Below are 15,406 nucleotides of genomic sequence, written 5' to 3' on the forward strand. Positions count from 1 at the left end.
GGAGTTTCTAAAATATATATCTTTTTAGTAATTCCTTTGGAATTACATCAATAATTCTATATTTTACATTCTACAGTTTTAATTTAGGAGCTGTTGAGACAGCTCCTTTACATTTATAAATGATAGAATGTAAGAAAATGCAAAAAGAAGAATTAAAAATGTTAAATAGATAGGAAAACTTAATAAGGATTTTCTTAATTATTAATTATGGAAATTTGAAACAAATAATTAGGATAAATCTATCATATAGGTTATAAATACTTAATTTGCAGTAGTAAGTATAGTTTCTTTACCTTTATTATTATATATGCTAGAATGTTAAGGATATAAAAGCCGCGAAGGAATGAAAAATGAAAAATTAATAATGAAAAATTAATGTAAAAACTCCTTAAGGAGTTTTTAAAATAGATATATTTTTGTAATTTGAAACAAATTACTTCAATAATTCTACAGTATACATTTTACATTCTTAATTTATACTTGCGGTTTTTTTAATTCTCGTTCTAGGAGGAAGTATTATGAAAAAAATTACTGACCATATTCTATATAAGGTTGAGAAACCATCAAGATATGTTGGTGGAGAGTTAAATCAAGTAGTAAAAAATCCAAAAGATGTTGATATTAGATTTGCTTTTTGTTTCCCAGATGTATATGAAGTAGGAATGTCACATTTAGGAACAAGAATACTTTATCATACAATAAATCAAAGAAAAGATACATATTGTGAAAGAGTTTTTGCACCATGGCCAGATATGGAAGCGGAGCTTAGAAAAAATGAGATTCCATTAATGACTTTAGAAACTAAGGATCCACTTACAGCATTTGATATATTAGGATTTACACTTCAATATGAAATGAGCTATACAAATATATTAAATATGCTTGATATGGCAGGAATTACATACAGAGCTTCAGAAAGAGGAGAAGAAGAGCCAATAATTATGGCTGGAGGTCCTTGTGCATATAATCCAGAGCCCCTATACGACATAGTTGATTTCTTCGAAATTGGTGAGGGTGAAGAAATGATGAATGATGTCCTAGATGTATATAAAAAGTACAAGGGCAAAGGAAAGAAAAAAGAGTTTTTAAGAGAAATATCTAAAATTGAAGGAATATATGTGCCTTCATTATATGATGTTACTTATAATGAAGATGGAACTATAAAGGAATTTAAACCTAAATACGAAGATGTTCCAGCTACCATAAAGAAAAGAATAGTTAATAATTTTGATAAAGTAGAATTCCCACTAGATATGATAGTTCCTTATTCTGAAATAGTACATGATAGAGTAGTTCTAGAAACTTCAAGAGGATGTACTAATGGATGTAGATTCTGTCAAGCAGGGATGATTTATAGACCAGTTAGAGAGAAAACAACAAATACTTTATTAGATCAAGCTAAAAAGATGATTGAAGCTACTGGTTATCAAGAAGTTTCATTAGCTTCATTAAGTATTTGTGATTATTCAGATATACAAAACCTTGTAAGCAGCTTAATTTTAGAGCATGGAGATAAAAATGTTGGTGTTGCTCTTCCATCTATTAGAGTAGATGCCTTTTCAGTTGATTTAATAAAAGAAATCCAAAAGGTTAGAAAAACAGGATTAACTTTTGCTCCAGAAGCTGGGTCTCAAAGAATGAGAGACATAATAAATAAAGGATTAACTGAAGAAAGAATATTAGAAGCAACTAAAAGTGCCTTTGAATCAGGCTGGAGCACAATTAAGCTATACTTTATTCTAGGTCTTCCTTATGAAGAATTAGAAGATGCAGCTGGAATTGGAGAACTTGCTGAAAAAATGGCTGCTGTTTATTATGGAATCAATAAGGATAAGAGACAAAAAGGATTAAAGATTAATGTAAGTACATCAATACTTGTACCAAAGCCATTTACACCATTCCAATGGGCACCAATGGCTAGACCAGAAGAAGTATGGAAAAAGATTGATGCAGTTAAGGGTGCTATAAAAACTAGAGCTATACATTATAGCTACCATGAGCAAAAGACATCCTTTATGGAAGCTGTATTTGCAAGAGGAGATAGAAAAACTTGTGACCTATTAATTAAAGCCTTTGAAAAAGGTGCTAAATTTGATGGATGGTCAGAGTACTTTGATTATAACCTATGGATGGAAGCTATGAAAGAATGTAATATAGATGAAGATTTCTATGTATACAGAGATAGAAATTACGATGAAATACTTCCTTGGGACTTTATAGATATTGGAGTTAATAGAAGATATTTAGAAGTTGAAAATGAAAAAGCTAAAAAAGCAGAACTTACTCAAAACTGTAGAAAAGGTTGTACAGGTTGTGGAGTAAATGTAAACTTTAAAGAAGGGAAGTGTTTTGAAGGTGCGTTATGTAATTAAGTTTACTAAAGAATCTAGTATTAAATTTATATCTCATTTGGATTTAATGAGAACAATTCAAAGGGTAATAAGAAGAGCAGATCTTCCAATGGAATATTCAAAGGGATTTAATCCTCATATGGCAATGTCAATAGCACAGCCTTTATCTGTTGGAGTATACTCTGATGCTGAATATATGGATATAGTATTAGTTGAAGAATTAAGTGAAGATGAAATAATTAATAGATTAAACGAAAAAACTGCATCAGGAATTAAGTTCTTAAATGCTAAAAAAGTAGTTACTAAGGAAGGGGAAAAGAAGCTTCCTCAAACTATGGCTTTAGTAGATGCTGCTAGATTTACTGTGAAGATGATATGTAAAGATGCAAATATAGTAGAAGAAAAAATGAAGGCTTTAGAAAAAGAAAGCCAATGGACTACTATAAAGAAAAGCAAAAAAGGTGAAAAAGAAGTAAACCTAAAAACTATGATTAAAGAAATGAAATATTGGATAAATAATGAGGAGTTAGTTATTAATATAGTAGTTTCTTCAGGTAGTAGAGAGCATTTATCACCAGATTTAGTGGCTAGTTATATAAAAAATAATATTCCTGAAATAGAAGAAGATGCATTTGTAGATATAAAGAGAGAAGAAATGTATGTATTAACTAATGATAAATACATGCCAATATATAAATTTATTTAGGGAAGTGTATTTTATGAGAGAAATTTTCATTGAAAGAGATGAATTGCTTTTAAGAATTGCTATAAAAGAAAATGGAAAACTTGTAGATTGCTTCTTTGAAGAAGTTTCTAAAGAACCTAAAATAGGAGAGATTTATAAGGGAAGAGTGAAAAATATAGTCCCTGCTATAAATTCCATTTTTGTAGATATTGGTCTAGAAAAAGAAGCTTATATGTATTATAGCAATGAGCTTAAAGATACTGGAATAAAAAAAGGTGATGAAATTCTAGTAGAAATAATAAAAGAACCCTTAAATAATAAAGGGGCTAAGGTAAGTAAAAATGTAAGTATTCCAGGTAGGTTTATGGTATTAACCCTAGGGGGAAGTGGAATTAGCTTTTCAAAGAGAATTAATAGTCCAGATGAAAAAAATAGGATTTATAAAATTATTAATGAAATAGATGGTTATGGCATAACTATGAGAACTGAATCAGTAACTGCTTCAAGTGAAGAGTTATTAGAAGAGAAAATTAAATTATTGGAAGAGTTTGATATTCTTATAAGTAAGTTAAGATATAGTCTTAATTTAGGTAAGGTATATGGAGAAAACATTATTTTAAACAAAGTAATTGTAGATAACCTAGGAACGCAATGTAAGATAATTTCAAATGATGATGAAGATTTAAAAGAAATATCTTTAAATCTAAAATCTAATGAAGATATAATTATTGAAAAATATGATGAAAATATAAGTATATTTGAACATTATGGAATAGAAAAAGAAATATTAAAGCTTAGACACAAGAAGGTTGCTCTAAATTGTGGTGGGAATATAGTTATTGATAAAACAGAAGCCATGTATGTTATAGATGTAAATTCTTCTAAAAACATTAAGGGAAGAAGCTTTGATAAGACTATACTTGAAACTAATTTAGAAGCTGCTTATGAAATTGGAAGGCAAATTAGACTTAGAAATTTAGCTGGAATAATAGTTATAGATTTTATAGATATGAGAGATTATTCGCAAAAGGCTTTAGTTATGGAAGCTTTAAAAAATTCTTTAAAAGCAGATAAGGGAAATGTTAAGGTGTTTCCATTTACAGAACTAGATTTAGTTCAAATTGCTAGAAAGAGAAGAGGAAAGTCTATATATGAATATTTAGAAGAAGGCTGCAAAAGATGCCACAAGGAAGGCTTTGTATTAAAGCTATCATATATAGAAAAATTAATTAAAAACGAAGTGATTAAAGCACAAGAGGAAAATTCAATAAATTCTTTTTATATCCAATTAGATAAAAATTATGAAGATATAGTTAGAGGAGATGAATTTTCATTTTTATCAAATATAAGTTCATTAGATAATGAAATTTATTTGAATTTTGTAGATGGAATTGAGGGTTATAAAATTGAACCTTTAATATTTAATAGTCAAAAGGAAAATGTAAAAAATTATCTTGTGAAAGCTTATGAAAAATATGAATAAATTGCTTTACAATCTACATAATAGTGTGGTAAAATAGCATTTGTTAAACCGCGCATAAGAGGTTTTTATATAAACAAAGTTTGAAACTTTGTACCTCGGTTGGCGAAACCGTAATAAGAGGAGGTGTTTTTAATGTACGCAGTATTATCTACAGGAGGAAAACAATACAGAGTTCAAGAAGGAGACGTAATATTCGTTGAAAAACTTAACGCTGAAGTTGACTCAACAGTTGAATTAACAGAAGTATTAGCAGTTTCAAATGGTGATGCTTTAAAAGTTGGTACACCAGTTGTAGAAGGTGCTAAGGTTGTAGCTAAGGTTTTATCTCAAGGTAAAGCTAAGAAAATAACAGTTTTCAAGTATAAGGCTAAAAAAGACTACAGAAAGAAAACTGGTCACAGACAACCATACACTAAGTTAGTAATTGAAAAAATCGAAGCTTAATTATCATGATTAAAGTTAAGATTTATGAAAAAGAAAATTTAAGACTTGGATTTAAGATAGAAGGTCATGCTTTATCTAAGGCTGAAATAGAGAAAAGTGGAGATGCATATGATTTAATTTGCAATTCAGTTTCTGTATTATCTCAAAGTGTTATAATAGGCATTGAAGAGGTATTAAAGCTTAAAGTTAAGTATAGTATCAATGATGGATTTTTACATATAAATTTATCAAATCTTGAAAACCAAGAAATAGAGAAAACTCAAGTATTACTTTTAACTTTTGAAAAAAGTATAGAAAGCTTGATGGAATCTATTAAATTACAATTTGGAAATAATAAGTATAGCGAATATATAAGATTATTTAAAGAGGAGGTGTAATAGTATGTTAATGATGAACCTTCAATTATTTGCCCACAAAAAAGGGGTAGGTAGCTCAAAGAATGGTAGAGATTCAGAATCTAAGAGATTAGGCGTTAAATCTGCTGACGGAGAATTCGTTTTAGCTGGTAACATCTTAGTTAGACAAAGAGGAACAAAGATTCACCCAGGAACTAATGTTGGTAAGGGTGGAGATGACACTCTATTTGCTAAAGAAGACGGAATCGTTAGATTTGAAAGAATGGGTAGAGATAAGAAAAAAGTTAGTATTTACCCAGTAAATCTTGAAGAAATAGCAGAATAATATTATTTTTATAAAGCACCCTAGCTTAGGGTGCTTTATTTTATAAAACAGCAAGAGTGGGCAATTGACAATGAATAAGCTTGCCCATTGTACACTGTCAATTGTCCATTTGAGTATTATATAAGAATTAGAAAACAATATGTTATAATAAACCTTAAGAAGATTGAAATAATAAAAATAGGGTTAGAATATTTTATGAAAGATAGGTGATTTTATGTTTATAGATAAGGCGAAAATATTCCTTAAGTCTGGAGACGGAGGAAATGGATGTGTATCCTTTAGAAGAGAAAAATATATTCCACTAGGTGGTCCTGATGGAGGAGACGGTGGAAAAGGTGGAAGTATTATATTTGAAGTTGACCCGGGTTTAACTACACTTTTAGACTTTAAATATAAAAAGAAGTTTGTGGCTGAAGCTGGTGGAAAAGGTGAAGGCTCTAAGTGTTATGGAAAAGACGGAGACGATTTACATATAAAAGTTCCTATGGGAACAATTGTTAGAGATTTTGAAACTAATAAGATTATAGCAGATCTTTCTCATAAGGATGATACTTTTGTAATCGCAAAAGGTGGAAAAGGTGGAAAAGGAAATTGTAAGTTCTGTACACCTACTAGGCAAGCACCTCATTTTGCTGAACCTGGTATGCCTGGAGAAGAAAGATGGATTACATTAGAACTTAAATTATTAGCAGATGTAGGATTAGTAGGTTTCCCAAATGTAGGAAAGTCAACATTCCTTTCAACAGTTACAGCAGCTAAACCAAAGATAGCAAACTATCACTTTACTACATTAAAGCCAAATTTAGGTGTAGTTAAAGCAGAAGGAATCAATGCCTTTGTTATGGCAGATATTCCAGGAATAATAGAAGGAGCTGCAGAAGGTGTTGGTTTAGGTTTAGAATTCTTAAGACATATAGAAAGAACTAGACTATTAATACATGTAGTTGATATATCAGGAATTGAAGGAAGAGATCCTTTTGATGATTTTGTTAAAATAAATGAAGAACTTAAAAAGTATTCAGTTAAACTTTGGGATAGACCACAAATAGTTGTGGCAAATAAGGCAGATATGCTTTACGACGAAGAAGTTTATGAAGAATTTAAGAAAAAGGTAAATGAATTAGGCTTTGATAAAGTATTTAAGATGTCAGCTGCTACTAAAGCTGGAGTAGATACAATTATTAAAGAAGCAGGAAGAATGCTTTCAGAAATTCCAATAACAGAATTAGAAATTAGTGAAGAAGAAAGATATGTTCAAGAAGAAAAGAGATTCACTTACGATGTTTCTATTGAAGATGGTGAAGAAGGAAATAAAATATATGTAGTTTATGGATCGTTTGTAGATAGATTATTAAACTCAGTTAATATACATGATGCTGATTCATTAAGATATTTCCATAAAGTATTAAGAAATAAGGGAGTATTTGATACCCTTAGAGAAATGGGAATTGAAGATGGCGATGTAGTAAGACTTAATGATTTTGAATTTGAATATGTACTATAATTTAGGAGGAATAAGATGATAACAGGGAAACAAAGAGCTTATTTAAGAGGCCTTGCAAATAATATGGATCCTATATTTCAAATAGGAAAGAATGGAATAGAAGAAGCTTTCTTAAATCAATTAGAAGAAGCTTTAGAAGCAAGAGAATTAATTAAGATAAAGGTGCTAGAAAATAGTGGCTTAGCTGCTAGAGAAGCATCAAATGAAATATGTGAAAAGATTAATTGCGAAGGTATTCAAGCAATTGGTAGTAAAATAGTTTTATATAAAAAATCCTCAAAAAAACCTAAGATAGAATTACCTAGGTAAATAATATGAGTAAAATTGGTATATTAGGAGGAACCTTTAATCCTATTCATTTAGCACATTTGTATATAGCATATGAGGCTAAAAACCAATTAAACTTAGATAAAATAATATTTATGCCAGCAGGAAGCCCACCTCATAAAAAGAATAATGAGGTATTAGAGGCTTCCTTAAGGTATAATATGGTTTGTGAAGCTATTAAAAATTATGAGGATTTTGAAATAAGCAATTACGAAATTCATAAAACAGGATATAGCTATACTTATGAAACCTTAGAAAAGTTTAAGTCAGAGGAGAATGAATTATATTTCATTACAGGTGCTGATTGTCTTATGGATATTGAAAAGTGGAAGAAACCAGAAGAGATATTTAAGCTTTCAAAGTTAGTAGTATTTAATAGACCTGGTTACAGTAAGAAAAACTTAATAATTCAAAAAGATAAAATTGAAATGAAGTTTAACACAAGTATAAAATTTTTAGATATAATAGACTTAGAAATTTCATCCTCTATGATTAGAGAAAGAATAGAGAAAGGCAAAAGAGTTGACTTTTTTCTTTCTAAAGAGGTTTTAAATTTTATTAAAGAGAATAATATATATAATTATTGTAACAATATTAAGCTCTAATAAAAGTGATATTTAAGGAGAGAATTATGATTAGTACAGACGAAATGAAAGTCTACCTTAAAAATAACTTAATTGAGAATAGATATATTCACGTATTAGGGGTAGTTGACACAGCCATAAGATTAGCCAAAATTAACGAGGTAGATGAAAAGAAAGCAGAAATTGCTGCTTTAGCACATGATATAGCTAAAAATATGACAATTTATGAATTAAAGGATATTTTAGAGGAAAATAATATAGAGCTATCTTATGATGAAGAAAATAATCAAGAGCTTTGGCATAGTATGGTTGGTCCTATAGTTGCTAAAGATGTTTTTGGAATAGAAGACGAAGAAATTTTAAGTGCTATGAGATGGCATACTACTGGTAAAGAAAATATGAGTAAATTAGATAAAGTAATCTATATGGCAGATATGATAGAACCGAATAGAAATTTTCCAGGTGTGGATAATCTAAGAAGAGAAACCTTTAAAGATTTAGATAATGGTGTTCTTCAAGGTTTAAATCATACTATAAAGTACTTGTTAAATAAGGGTGTTGCTATTGATATAAATAGTATTAAGGCAAGAAATTATTTATTGCTGCATAAGTAATTATTTAAAGGGGAATTAATGATGGGTAATATTAGGGAAGATGTTGGAAGTAGAGAAAAAAGACAACTTACTAGAGAAGAAAGAATAAAAAGAAGAAAAGCAATTGAAGCTAAAAAGAGAAAAAGAAGAAGAAAGAGAATATTATTTTCTATAATTACTCTTATGTTCATTTTTATATTTGCTGGAGTGATATATGCATATTCTTTTATTTCAGGATTGAAAACAAATAAACTAGGAAATGGAATAGCACCATCATCTTCAAAGGATTCAATTAATATCTTAATTTTAGGTATGGATGTGGGAGATACTGATAATCAAGCCAATAAGTCCATCAGAAGAAGTGATACCATAATGGTATTTAACTATAATCCTAACACTAAGAAGGTTCATTTAGTTTCGGTGCCAAGAGATACTATGATTGAAGTAGATGCGTATTTAGATACAGGAGAGTATCAAAGATATTGGAAAATCAATTCAGCATATGCTTTAGGTGGAGAAGAAGAAATAACTACTCATGTTGAATCATTATTAGATATAGATATTAATTATATTGTAGAAGTGGATTATAATGCATTTAGAAGTGTTGTTGATGCTCTTGGTGGAGTAGATATGACAATAGAACAGGATATGTTTTATGATGACGAAGAACAAGATCTTCATATAAACTTTACTGCTGGAGAAACAGTACATTTAGATGGGAAAAAAGCTGAAGAGTTTTTTAGATGGAGACAAAATAATGATGGTTCAGGATTTGTAAATGGTGATTTAGATAGAATTAAAAATCAACAATTACTTATGAACAAGTTACTAAAAAAGGTTTTAAGTCCTAGTATAGTATTTAAGGCTCCAAATATACTTAAAGTTATTAGTGATAATGTTGATACTAATATTCCAGCTAACAAATTAATTTCATTAGGAATGAAGGTAATAAGATTAAATTCATCTGATATAATTATGACAACACTTCAAGGTGTGCCAGAAAATATCTATGGTCAAGAATTTTTAGTTTCTTATAAAGAAGATAATATGGAATTAATAAATGCTTTAAATGCTGATAATCCATCAGAAGTAGATAGTATCACATCTATAAAAAGAGATGAATTAGACATTTTAGTTTTAAATGGAACTAAAATAAATGGTTTAGCTTCTACTGCTAGAGATAAGCTTCAATCATTAGGTTATGTAAATATTGAAGTTGGTAATACTACTGAAGTTTCTAAAAGTACAATACAAACAGATAATAAAGAATTAAAAGAGCTATTAAAGAGTGATACAGATATAAATAAGTCTGAGAAGATAAGCATCTCAGAATATAAGAAATATGATGCAGTAATACTTCTAGGAGAAGATTACAACTTATTTAATTAAGAATGAAAAATGAAAAATGTAGAATTGAAGATGAAACTCCTATAGGAGTTTCTAAATAAATTTTTAGTAATTTAGAACAAATTACATCAATAATTCTACATTTAACTTAGGAGCTGTTTATGACAGCTCCTAAAATCTATCTTCAGTAATTTTACATTTTACATTTAATTTGGAGGAGTATATGAGTACTATTAAAAAAGTAGTTCCTAAAGAGTACCAAGGAAGAAAAATAAGAGAATATTTAAAAGAAGAACTTGGACTTTCTTCAAGATTAATTAGAGGAGCTTCTATAGACAAGAGAATATTTGCTAATAATAAAGCTGTTAAAATGAATTATATTTTAAAGGGTAATGATAGTATATTAATTAATTTAATGAAGGATGAAACACAAAACATAGATCCAGAAAATATTCCTATAGATATCATTTATGAAGATGAAGATATAATAGTAGTAAATAAGGAACCTAATATGGTAGTACATCCAACTAAAAGGCATCAAAGTGGTACTTTAGCAAATGCTTTAATGTATTACTTTAAAGAAAGTAATCAAAAATGCATAGTTAGATTAGTAAGTAGACTAGATATGGATACTTCAGGATTAATAATAATTGCTAAAAATCAATACGCACATATGGAATTATCTAAGGAAATGAGCTTAAATAATGTTGAAAAAAGATATTTAGCTGTAGTACATGGTCATATGGAAAATATAGAAGGAACTATAGATTTACCTATTTATAGACCAGAGGAAGAAGGTACTATAAGAAGAGTTATTGATGATAGAGGGCAAAGAAGTATAACACATTATAAGGTTATAGAAAGATTTAAAGACTCTGACTTAGTAGAATGTTTACTAGAAACAGGAAGAACCCATCAAATTAGAGTTCATTTAAGCTCATTAGGGCATCCTATTTGGGGAGATACCTTATATGGAAATGAAGAAGATAATGAAATTATAACAAGGCAAGCACTTCATGCTTATGGATTAGATTTTAAATCCCCAAGAACCAAGAATCCTTTAACCTTAAGAGCAAGCTTACCTAAGGATATAGAAAATTTAATTAATAAAATTAGATAATAAAAAGGAGCTATACAGCTCCTTTTTATTATCTATTAAATCTAGGACGGTTTCTTCTTATCCTTTTTCTTTTAATAGATAGTAATACAACCCTTAGTAATATAAGGGAAATAAATAATAAAATCAAAGCATAAACTATATTGCTTGGCTTCTTAAGAAAATCTGAAAGAGTTTCTTTTAAAACAATTTCACTAGTATACTCTCGATCAGCTCCACTTATTAAATCTATTGTAGAAACAGTTTCTCCAGCAATGTTAATTTTAGCCTTAAACAATGTATCATTTACATTAATATCTTGTTTACTTATATCAATTTTATCATATTCAATTGTATATTTAGGTGCTTCTTCAGCCTTAGATTTAGTATAATAAAAGTCACTTTTAGCTAATAAAGGAAGAGTTATAGTATCATTAATTTTGTAGCTATCTAATTGTTGATTTTCACTAATTAGCTTTACTGTTTCAAAATTATCAAAACCATAATCAAATAATGGACCTATATTAGTATAAAAGTTATCTTTATCTACAGCATTTATAAATGCTCCTATCATCATTTGATCATCTTTTACTGCAGCAGCAGTATAGGCATGATTAGCTTCAGGCGTATATCCATTCTTTCCACAATATGCATTATCATAAAAATAAGGACTATACTCATTGAATAATTGATTTCTATTGGTTGCCCATTTTTCACTACCATCAGAAAAAGGTTGATTTACGTATTTATAATATTCAGTTTTAGCAATTCTTACAAATTCATCATTATGTGCAGCAGCTTTCATTATAAGAGCTAAATCATAAGCAGTTGTTACATGTCCATCTTCATGAAGACCACTAGGATTTTTAAAGTTTGTATTTAAAGCTCCAAGTTCTTTTGCTTTATCATTCATTAGCTTAGCAAATTCTTCATTAGAACCAGCAACATATTCAGCTAATGCTTCAGCACAATCATTCCCTGATTCTAATAAAAGCCCAAGCATAAGCTCTTCAACAGTATATACTTCCCCTTTTTGAATACCAATTGCAGAACCATCAACTAAAGGAGGGTTTTCCCCTATAGTAACTTTATCAGTTAATTTAACCTTCTCAAGAACAACTAATGCTGTCATTACTTTAGTTGTTGAGGCAGGCTCGTATTGATTATGTTCATTTTTTGCATAAAGTATTTTCCCCGTTCTTCCATCCATTAAAACTGCACCTTCTGAATAAACAGGAGGTAATTCAGTAGCACTAGCTTTCACTAAATTAAAGCTAGTAAAGACACTACTTATCAATAAAGTGGATAGAAGAAATTTTCTTAATAAATTTTTCATAATAAATCTCCCACATTAACTATTTCATATAGACAAAAATATTTTATCAAAAAAAATAGAATCTTTCTATAATTTATAAATAATTAAGTAAAAACAGTTAGTTTTTTTAAAATTAGTTAATAATTATAAGGAATAATTATTTAATTGGAGGGAAAAATGGACCAAAAGGTAAAGAGTATATTTAATTTAAGAAATTGTATATTAATTATTTTATCTTTATTTTGCATCATTACATCTTTTTATTTATATGGGAAAAATAAATCAAAGGTATTTAAAGATGAGTATATGAAAAATATATTTGTAGAAGATGAAGAAAAAGAAAATAATTTAGAGGAAGAATACATTCAGTCTAGTGGAAGTAATGTAGTTATTCCAAATAAGAATAAGATATTGGTAGAAATTAAAGGGGAAGTTAAGAAGCCTGATGTATATGAAATCCAAGAGGGAAGTATAATAAGAGATTTAATTGACATTGCTGGAGGATTAACAGAAAAAGCTAATATAAATAAAATCAATAGAGCAGATAAGTTAAGAGATAATCAACTTATAGTTATTCCTGATAATGATAGTGTTACTAATGGAGCTGTAATAAACAGTGAAGTCAATACTTCTAATGACGGAATCATAAATATTAATTCTGCATCTTTAAGTGATTTACAAAAAATAAATGGAGTAGGTGCTGTAAAGGCTCAAAGCATAATAGATTATAGAGAAAAAAATGGAGGCTTTAAATCAATAGAAGATATTAAAAATGTTGATGGTATAGGAGATAAAACCTTTGAAAAAATAAAGGATAAAATAAGCATTTGATATATTTACTTTCTTCTATGGTAATATGTCAGATAGGTGTCAAACACTTTTAATATAAAGTCTTTAGTGATATAATAAGATGAATTTAGGAAAAAATAAAAAAATAAGATTTACAAAGGATGCATCCTAAGGAGGATATTATGATTAAAAAAATATTAATAGCAATTTTAAGTGGGGTAACTATTGTTTCTTTAGTAGCATGCAGTCCAGATTCCAAGAATGAAAAAAGTGAAATAACAGTAGAGGAAAATGCCGAAAGTGACAAAAAAGAAAAAGCTTTTATAGGCGAAGGAGTATGGGCAAATGATTACACTATAGAAGAGGTAACTCAATTAAATGATGAAATAACATCTAGAATTGAGGAAGCAGCTAACTTCTATGGATTAGAGTATACAAAAGAAGAAAAAATTAAAGAAGAAAATAATCAAAGTGTAAATGAGAAATACGTTTATTCTGATAATTTAAATCCAGAACCAAACAGAATGGAAAGTATGTATTATGGTTTTAAAACATATGGTACAGATATGGCAACTGGAACCTTAAATATGAAAATGGGATTTAAGTTAGATTTAGATCAAATTAAAGAAGAAGATAAATTTGATTTAAAGGAAACTTCAATAGCAATTTTTTCAGAAGCTATGACTAATAATGTTGATAGAGATTACTCTGAAATAAACGAAAAAATAAAAGATATAGTTAAAAATAATGATGCTGATGGAACTATAGAAACTAATTTAAACGGATTAGTTGAAACAATAATAATTAAGGATGACTTTTTATTATACAAAATAGATTCCAAAACATATAATTTCAAAAATTAATTTTATTTAGGAGGATGCAAATTTGGACAATAATAAATTAAACAACGAAGAAGTAATAAAAGAAGTTATGGAAGAAAATAAATCAATAGAAGAAGTAATTGAGAAAACAAAAGGTGAAGAGGATAGTAAAGTATCAAGGTTCCTTAAAAGAATTTTAGCTGGAGTAATAGATCAAATTATAAGTATTTCACTAGCATTACTATTATTAATAGTAACAGATTTAATATTAAAATTATTTGGTTTTTATATCGCATCAAGAGAGCCTATGTTCTTAATTATGTACGTAATAGTAAATGTAATATATGGACCAATTTGTGCATCAACTAAATTAAATGATACTATTGGAAGAAAGACAATGTTAAAATAATTTTACTTAGGAGTTAACATGAGAAAAGGAAGTACTATTCAAGTAAAAATAGATAAAACAGAGTTTCCATCAACAGGGATTGGAAGCTTAGAAGGTAAAAAAATATATGTAAAGGGTGCTTTTCCAGGTCAAACTGTAACTGGTAGAGTTAAAAAGAAAAGAGAAGCCTTTGCAGAATTAAAGCTTACTTCAGTGGATGAAAGAGCAGATTATGAAATAAGTCCATCTTGTGAGCATTTTGGAATTTGTGGTGGATGTACATCACAAAATTTAACTTACGAAAAACAATTAGAATTATTAAGCGAAGAATTTAAAGCTTTATTTGAAGAAGCTAATTTACCACTTAACAACTACAAGGGAATTGTAGGAAGCAAGGAACAATGGGAATACAGAAATAAGATGGAATTTACCTTTGGAGATTTTGAAAAAGGTGGAGAACTAACTCTTGGAATGCATATGAAGGGGAAATCCTTTGGAATTATTACAGTAGATAAATGCTTAATAGTAGATGAAGATTTTAGAACTTTAATTAAGGTTACTGTAGATTATTTTAGAGCTAAAGGCTTACCTTATTATAGAGTTATGAAAAGAGAAGGATATTTGAGACACCTAGTTATTAGAAAAGCAATTAACACTGGTGAATTAATGGTTAACCTAGTAACTACAACTCAAATAGACTTTGATTTATCTGAATATGTAGAGATATTAAAAAATCAAAATTATAAAGGTAATTTAGTATCAGTTTTACATACAGAAAATAATTCATTTTCAGATGCAGTAGTACCAGAAAAGGTTAATTTATTATTTGGAAAAGATTATATAACAGAAAATCTTTTAGGATTACAATTTAAAATATCTCCTTTCTCATTCTTCCAAACTAATACTAAGGGAGCAGAAAGCCTATACAGTATAGTTAGAGATTACTTAGGAGAATCAAAGGATAAGGTTGTATTTGACCTTTATTGTGGAACAGGAAC

At 28.6% G+C, this 15,406-nt stretch carries 17 protein-coding genes; 16 read left to right on the plus strand and 1 reads right to left on the minus strand.

Annotated features, from left to right (window positions below):
* Positions 1-518: 518 nt before the first annotated feature.
* The 12 genes from HUJ77_RS03925 (at position 519) to HUJ77_RS03980 (ending at position 11,119) form a co-directional block, all read left to right on the plus strand.
* Positions 519-2,372, plus strand: a complete 1,854-nt coding sequence (locus HUJ77_RS03925) for a TIGR03960 family B12-binding radical SAM protein (RefSeq protein ID WP_291707271.1) — start codon at positions 519-521, stop codon at positions 2,370-2,372.
* On the plus strand, positions 2,356-3,057 hold the full coding sequence (locus tag HUJ77_RS03930; RefSeq protein ID WP_291707387.1) for a TIGR03936 family radical SAM-associated protein: 702 nt from the start codon (positions 2,356-2,358) through the stop codon (positions 3,055-3,057). Before HUJ77_RS03925 ends, HUJ77_RS03930 begins: the two co-directional genes overlap by 17 nt.
* Positions 3,058-3,070: 13 nt before the next feature.
* Complete coding sequence (locus tag HUJ77_RS03935; RefSeq protein WP_291707272.1) at positions 3,071-4,519, plus strand: ribonuclease E/G; 1,449 nt, start codon at positions 3,071-3,073, stop codon at positions 4,517-4,519.
* Positions 4,520-4,651: 132 nt separating this feature from the next.
* On the plus strand, positions 4,652-4,963 hold the full coding sequence (rplU, locus tag HUJ77_RS03940) for a 50S ribosomal protein L21 (protein WP_291707273.1): 312 nt from the start codon (positions 4,652-4,654) through the stop codon (positions 4,961-4,963).
* 5 nt (positions 4,964-4,968) lie between these two features.
* Positions 4,969-5,340 carry a ribosomal-processing cysteine protease Prp gene (locus HUJ77_RS03945; protein ID WP_291707274.1) on the plus strand — a complete coding sequence of 124 codons (372 nt, stop codon included), beginning with the start codon at positions 4,969-4,971 and terminating at the stop codon, positions 5,338-5,340.
* A gap of 4 nt (positions 5,341-5,344) precedes the next feature.
* Entirely contained in the window at positions 5,345-5,644 is a 300-nt protein-coding gene (gene rpmA, locus HUJ77_RS03950) for a 50S ribosomal protein L27 (RefSeq protein WP_291707275.1), read from the plus strand.
* A 214-nt stretch (positions 5,645-5,858) separates the two neighbouring features.
* A complete protein-coding gene (obgE, locus tag HUJ77_RS03955) occupies positions 5,859-7,148 on the plus strand; it encodes a GTPase ObgE (protein ID WP_291707276.1) in 1,290 nt (429 codons plus the stop codon).
* A gap of 15 nt (positions 7,149-7,163) precedes the next feature.
* The gene (gene yhbY / locus HUJ77_RS03960; protein WP_291707277.1) at positions 7,164-7,457 is read left to right on the plus strand and encodes a ribosome assembly RNA-binding protein YhbY; all 294 of its coding nucleotides are present in this window, start codon (positions 7,164-7,166) and stop codon (positions 7,455-7,457) included.
* Positions 7,458-7,462: 5 nt separating this feature from the next.
* The gene (nadD, locus tag HUJ77_RS03965) at positions 7,463-8,080 is read left to right on the plus strand and encodes a nicotinate-nucleotide adenylyltransferase (protein ID WP_291707278.1); all 618 of its coding nucleotides are present in this window, start codon (positions 7,463-7,465) and stop codon (positions 8,078-8,080) included.
* A 26-nt stretch (positions 8,081-8,106) separates the two neighbouring features.
* Positions 8,107-8,673, plus strand: coding sequence for a bis(5'-nucleosyl)-tetraphosphatase (symmetrical) YqeK (gene yqeK / locus HUJ77_RS03970; protein ID WP_291707279.1), 567 nt, complete (start codon positions 8,107-8,109; stop codon positions 8,671-8,673).
* A gap of 21 nt (positions 8,674-8,694) precedes the next feature.
* Entirely contained in the window at positions 8,695-10,041 is a 1,347-nt protein-coding gene (locus HUJ77_RS03975; RefSeq protein ID WP_291707280.1) for an LCP family protein, read from the plus strand.
* Positions 10,042-10,222: 181 nt separating this feature from the next.
* Entirely contained in the window at positions 10,223-11,119 is an 897-nt protein-coding gene (locus tag HUJ77_RS03980) for an RluA family pseudouridine synthase (RefSeq protein ID WP_291707281.1), read from the plus strand.
* Between the two features lie 28 nt (positions 11,120-11,147).
* Here HUJ77_RS03980 and HUJ77_RS03985 read toward each other — a convergent pair whose 3' ends face one another.
* A complete protein-coding gene (locus HUJ77_RS03985; protein ID WP_291707282.1) occupies positions 11,148-12,431 on the minus strand; it encodes a D-alanyl-D-alanine carboxypeptidase family protein in 1,284 nt (427 codons plus the stop codon).
* A 156-nt stretch (positions 12,432-12,587) separates the two neighbouring features.
* Here HUJ77_RS03985 and HUJ77_RS03990 point away from each other — a divergent pair, with 156 nt between their 5' ends.
* From HUJ77_RS03990 to HUJ77_RS04005, 4 genes are all read left to right on the plus strand, one after another.
* Positions 12,588-13,241 carry a helix-hairpin-helix domain-containing protein gene (locus tag HUJ77_RS03990; protein WP_291707283.1) on the plus strand — a complete coding sequence of 218 codons (654 nt, stop codon included), beginning with the start codon at positions 12,588-12,590 and terminating at the stop codon, positions 13,239-13,241.
* Between the two features lie 140 nt (positions 13,242-13,381).
* Positions 13,382-14,062 (plus strand): hypothetical protein, encoded by a 681-nt coding sequence (locus tag HUJ77_RS03995; RefSeq protein WP_291707284.1) that lies wholly within the window; start codon positions 13,382-13,384, stop codon positions 14,060-14,062.
* 22 nt (positions 14,063-14,084) lie between these two features.
* Entirely contained in the window at positions 14,085-14,429 is a 345-nt protein-coding gene (locus HUJ77_RS04000) for a hypothetical protein (protein ID WP_291707285.1), read from the plus strand.
* An 18-nt stretch (positions 14,430-14,447) separates the two neighbouring features.
* The coding region (locus HUJ77_RS04005) for a TRAM domain-containing protein (protein ID WP_291707286.1) at positions 14,448-15,406 on the plus strand (959 nt) is incomplete at its 3' end.

Origin of the sequence: Clostridium sp. (assembly GCF_021443865.1) — a bacterium.
Lineage (GTDB): Bacteria > Bacillota > Clostridia > Clostridiales > Clostridiaceae > Clostridium.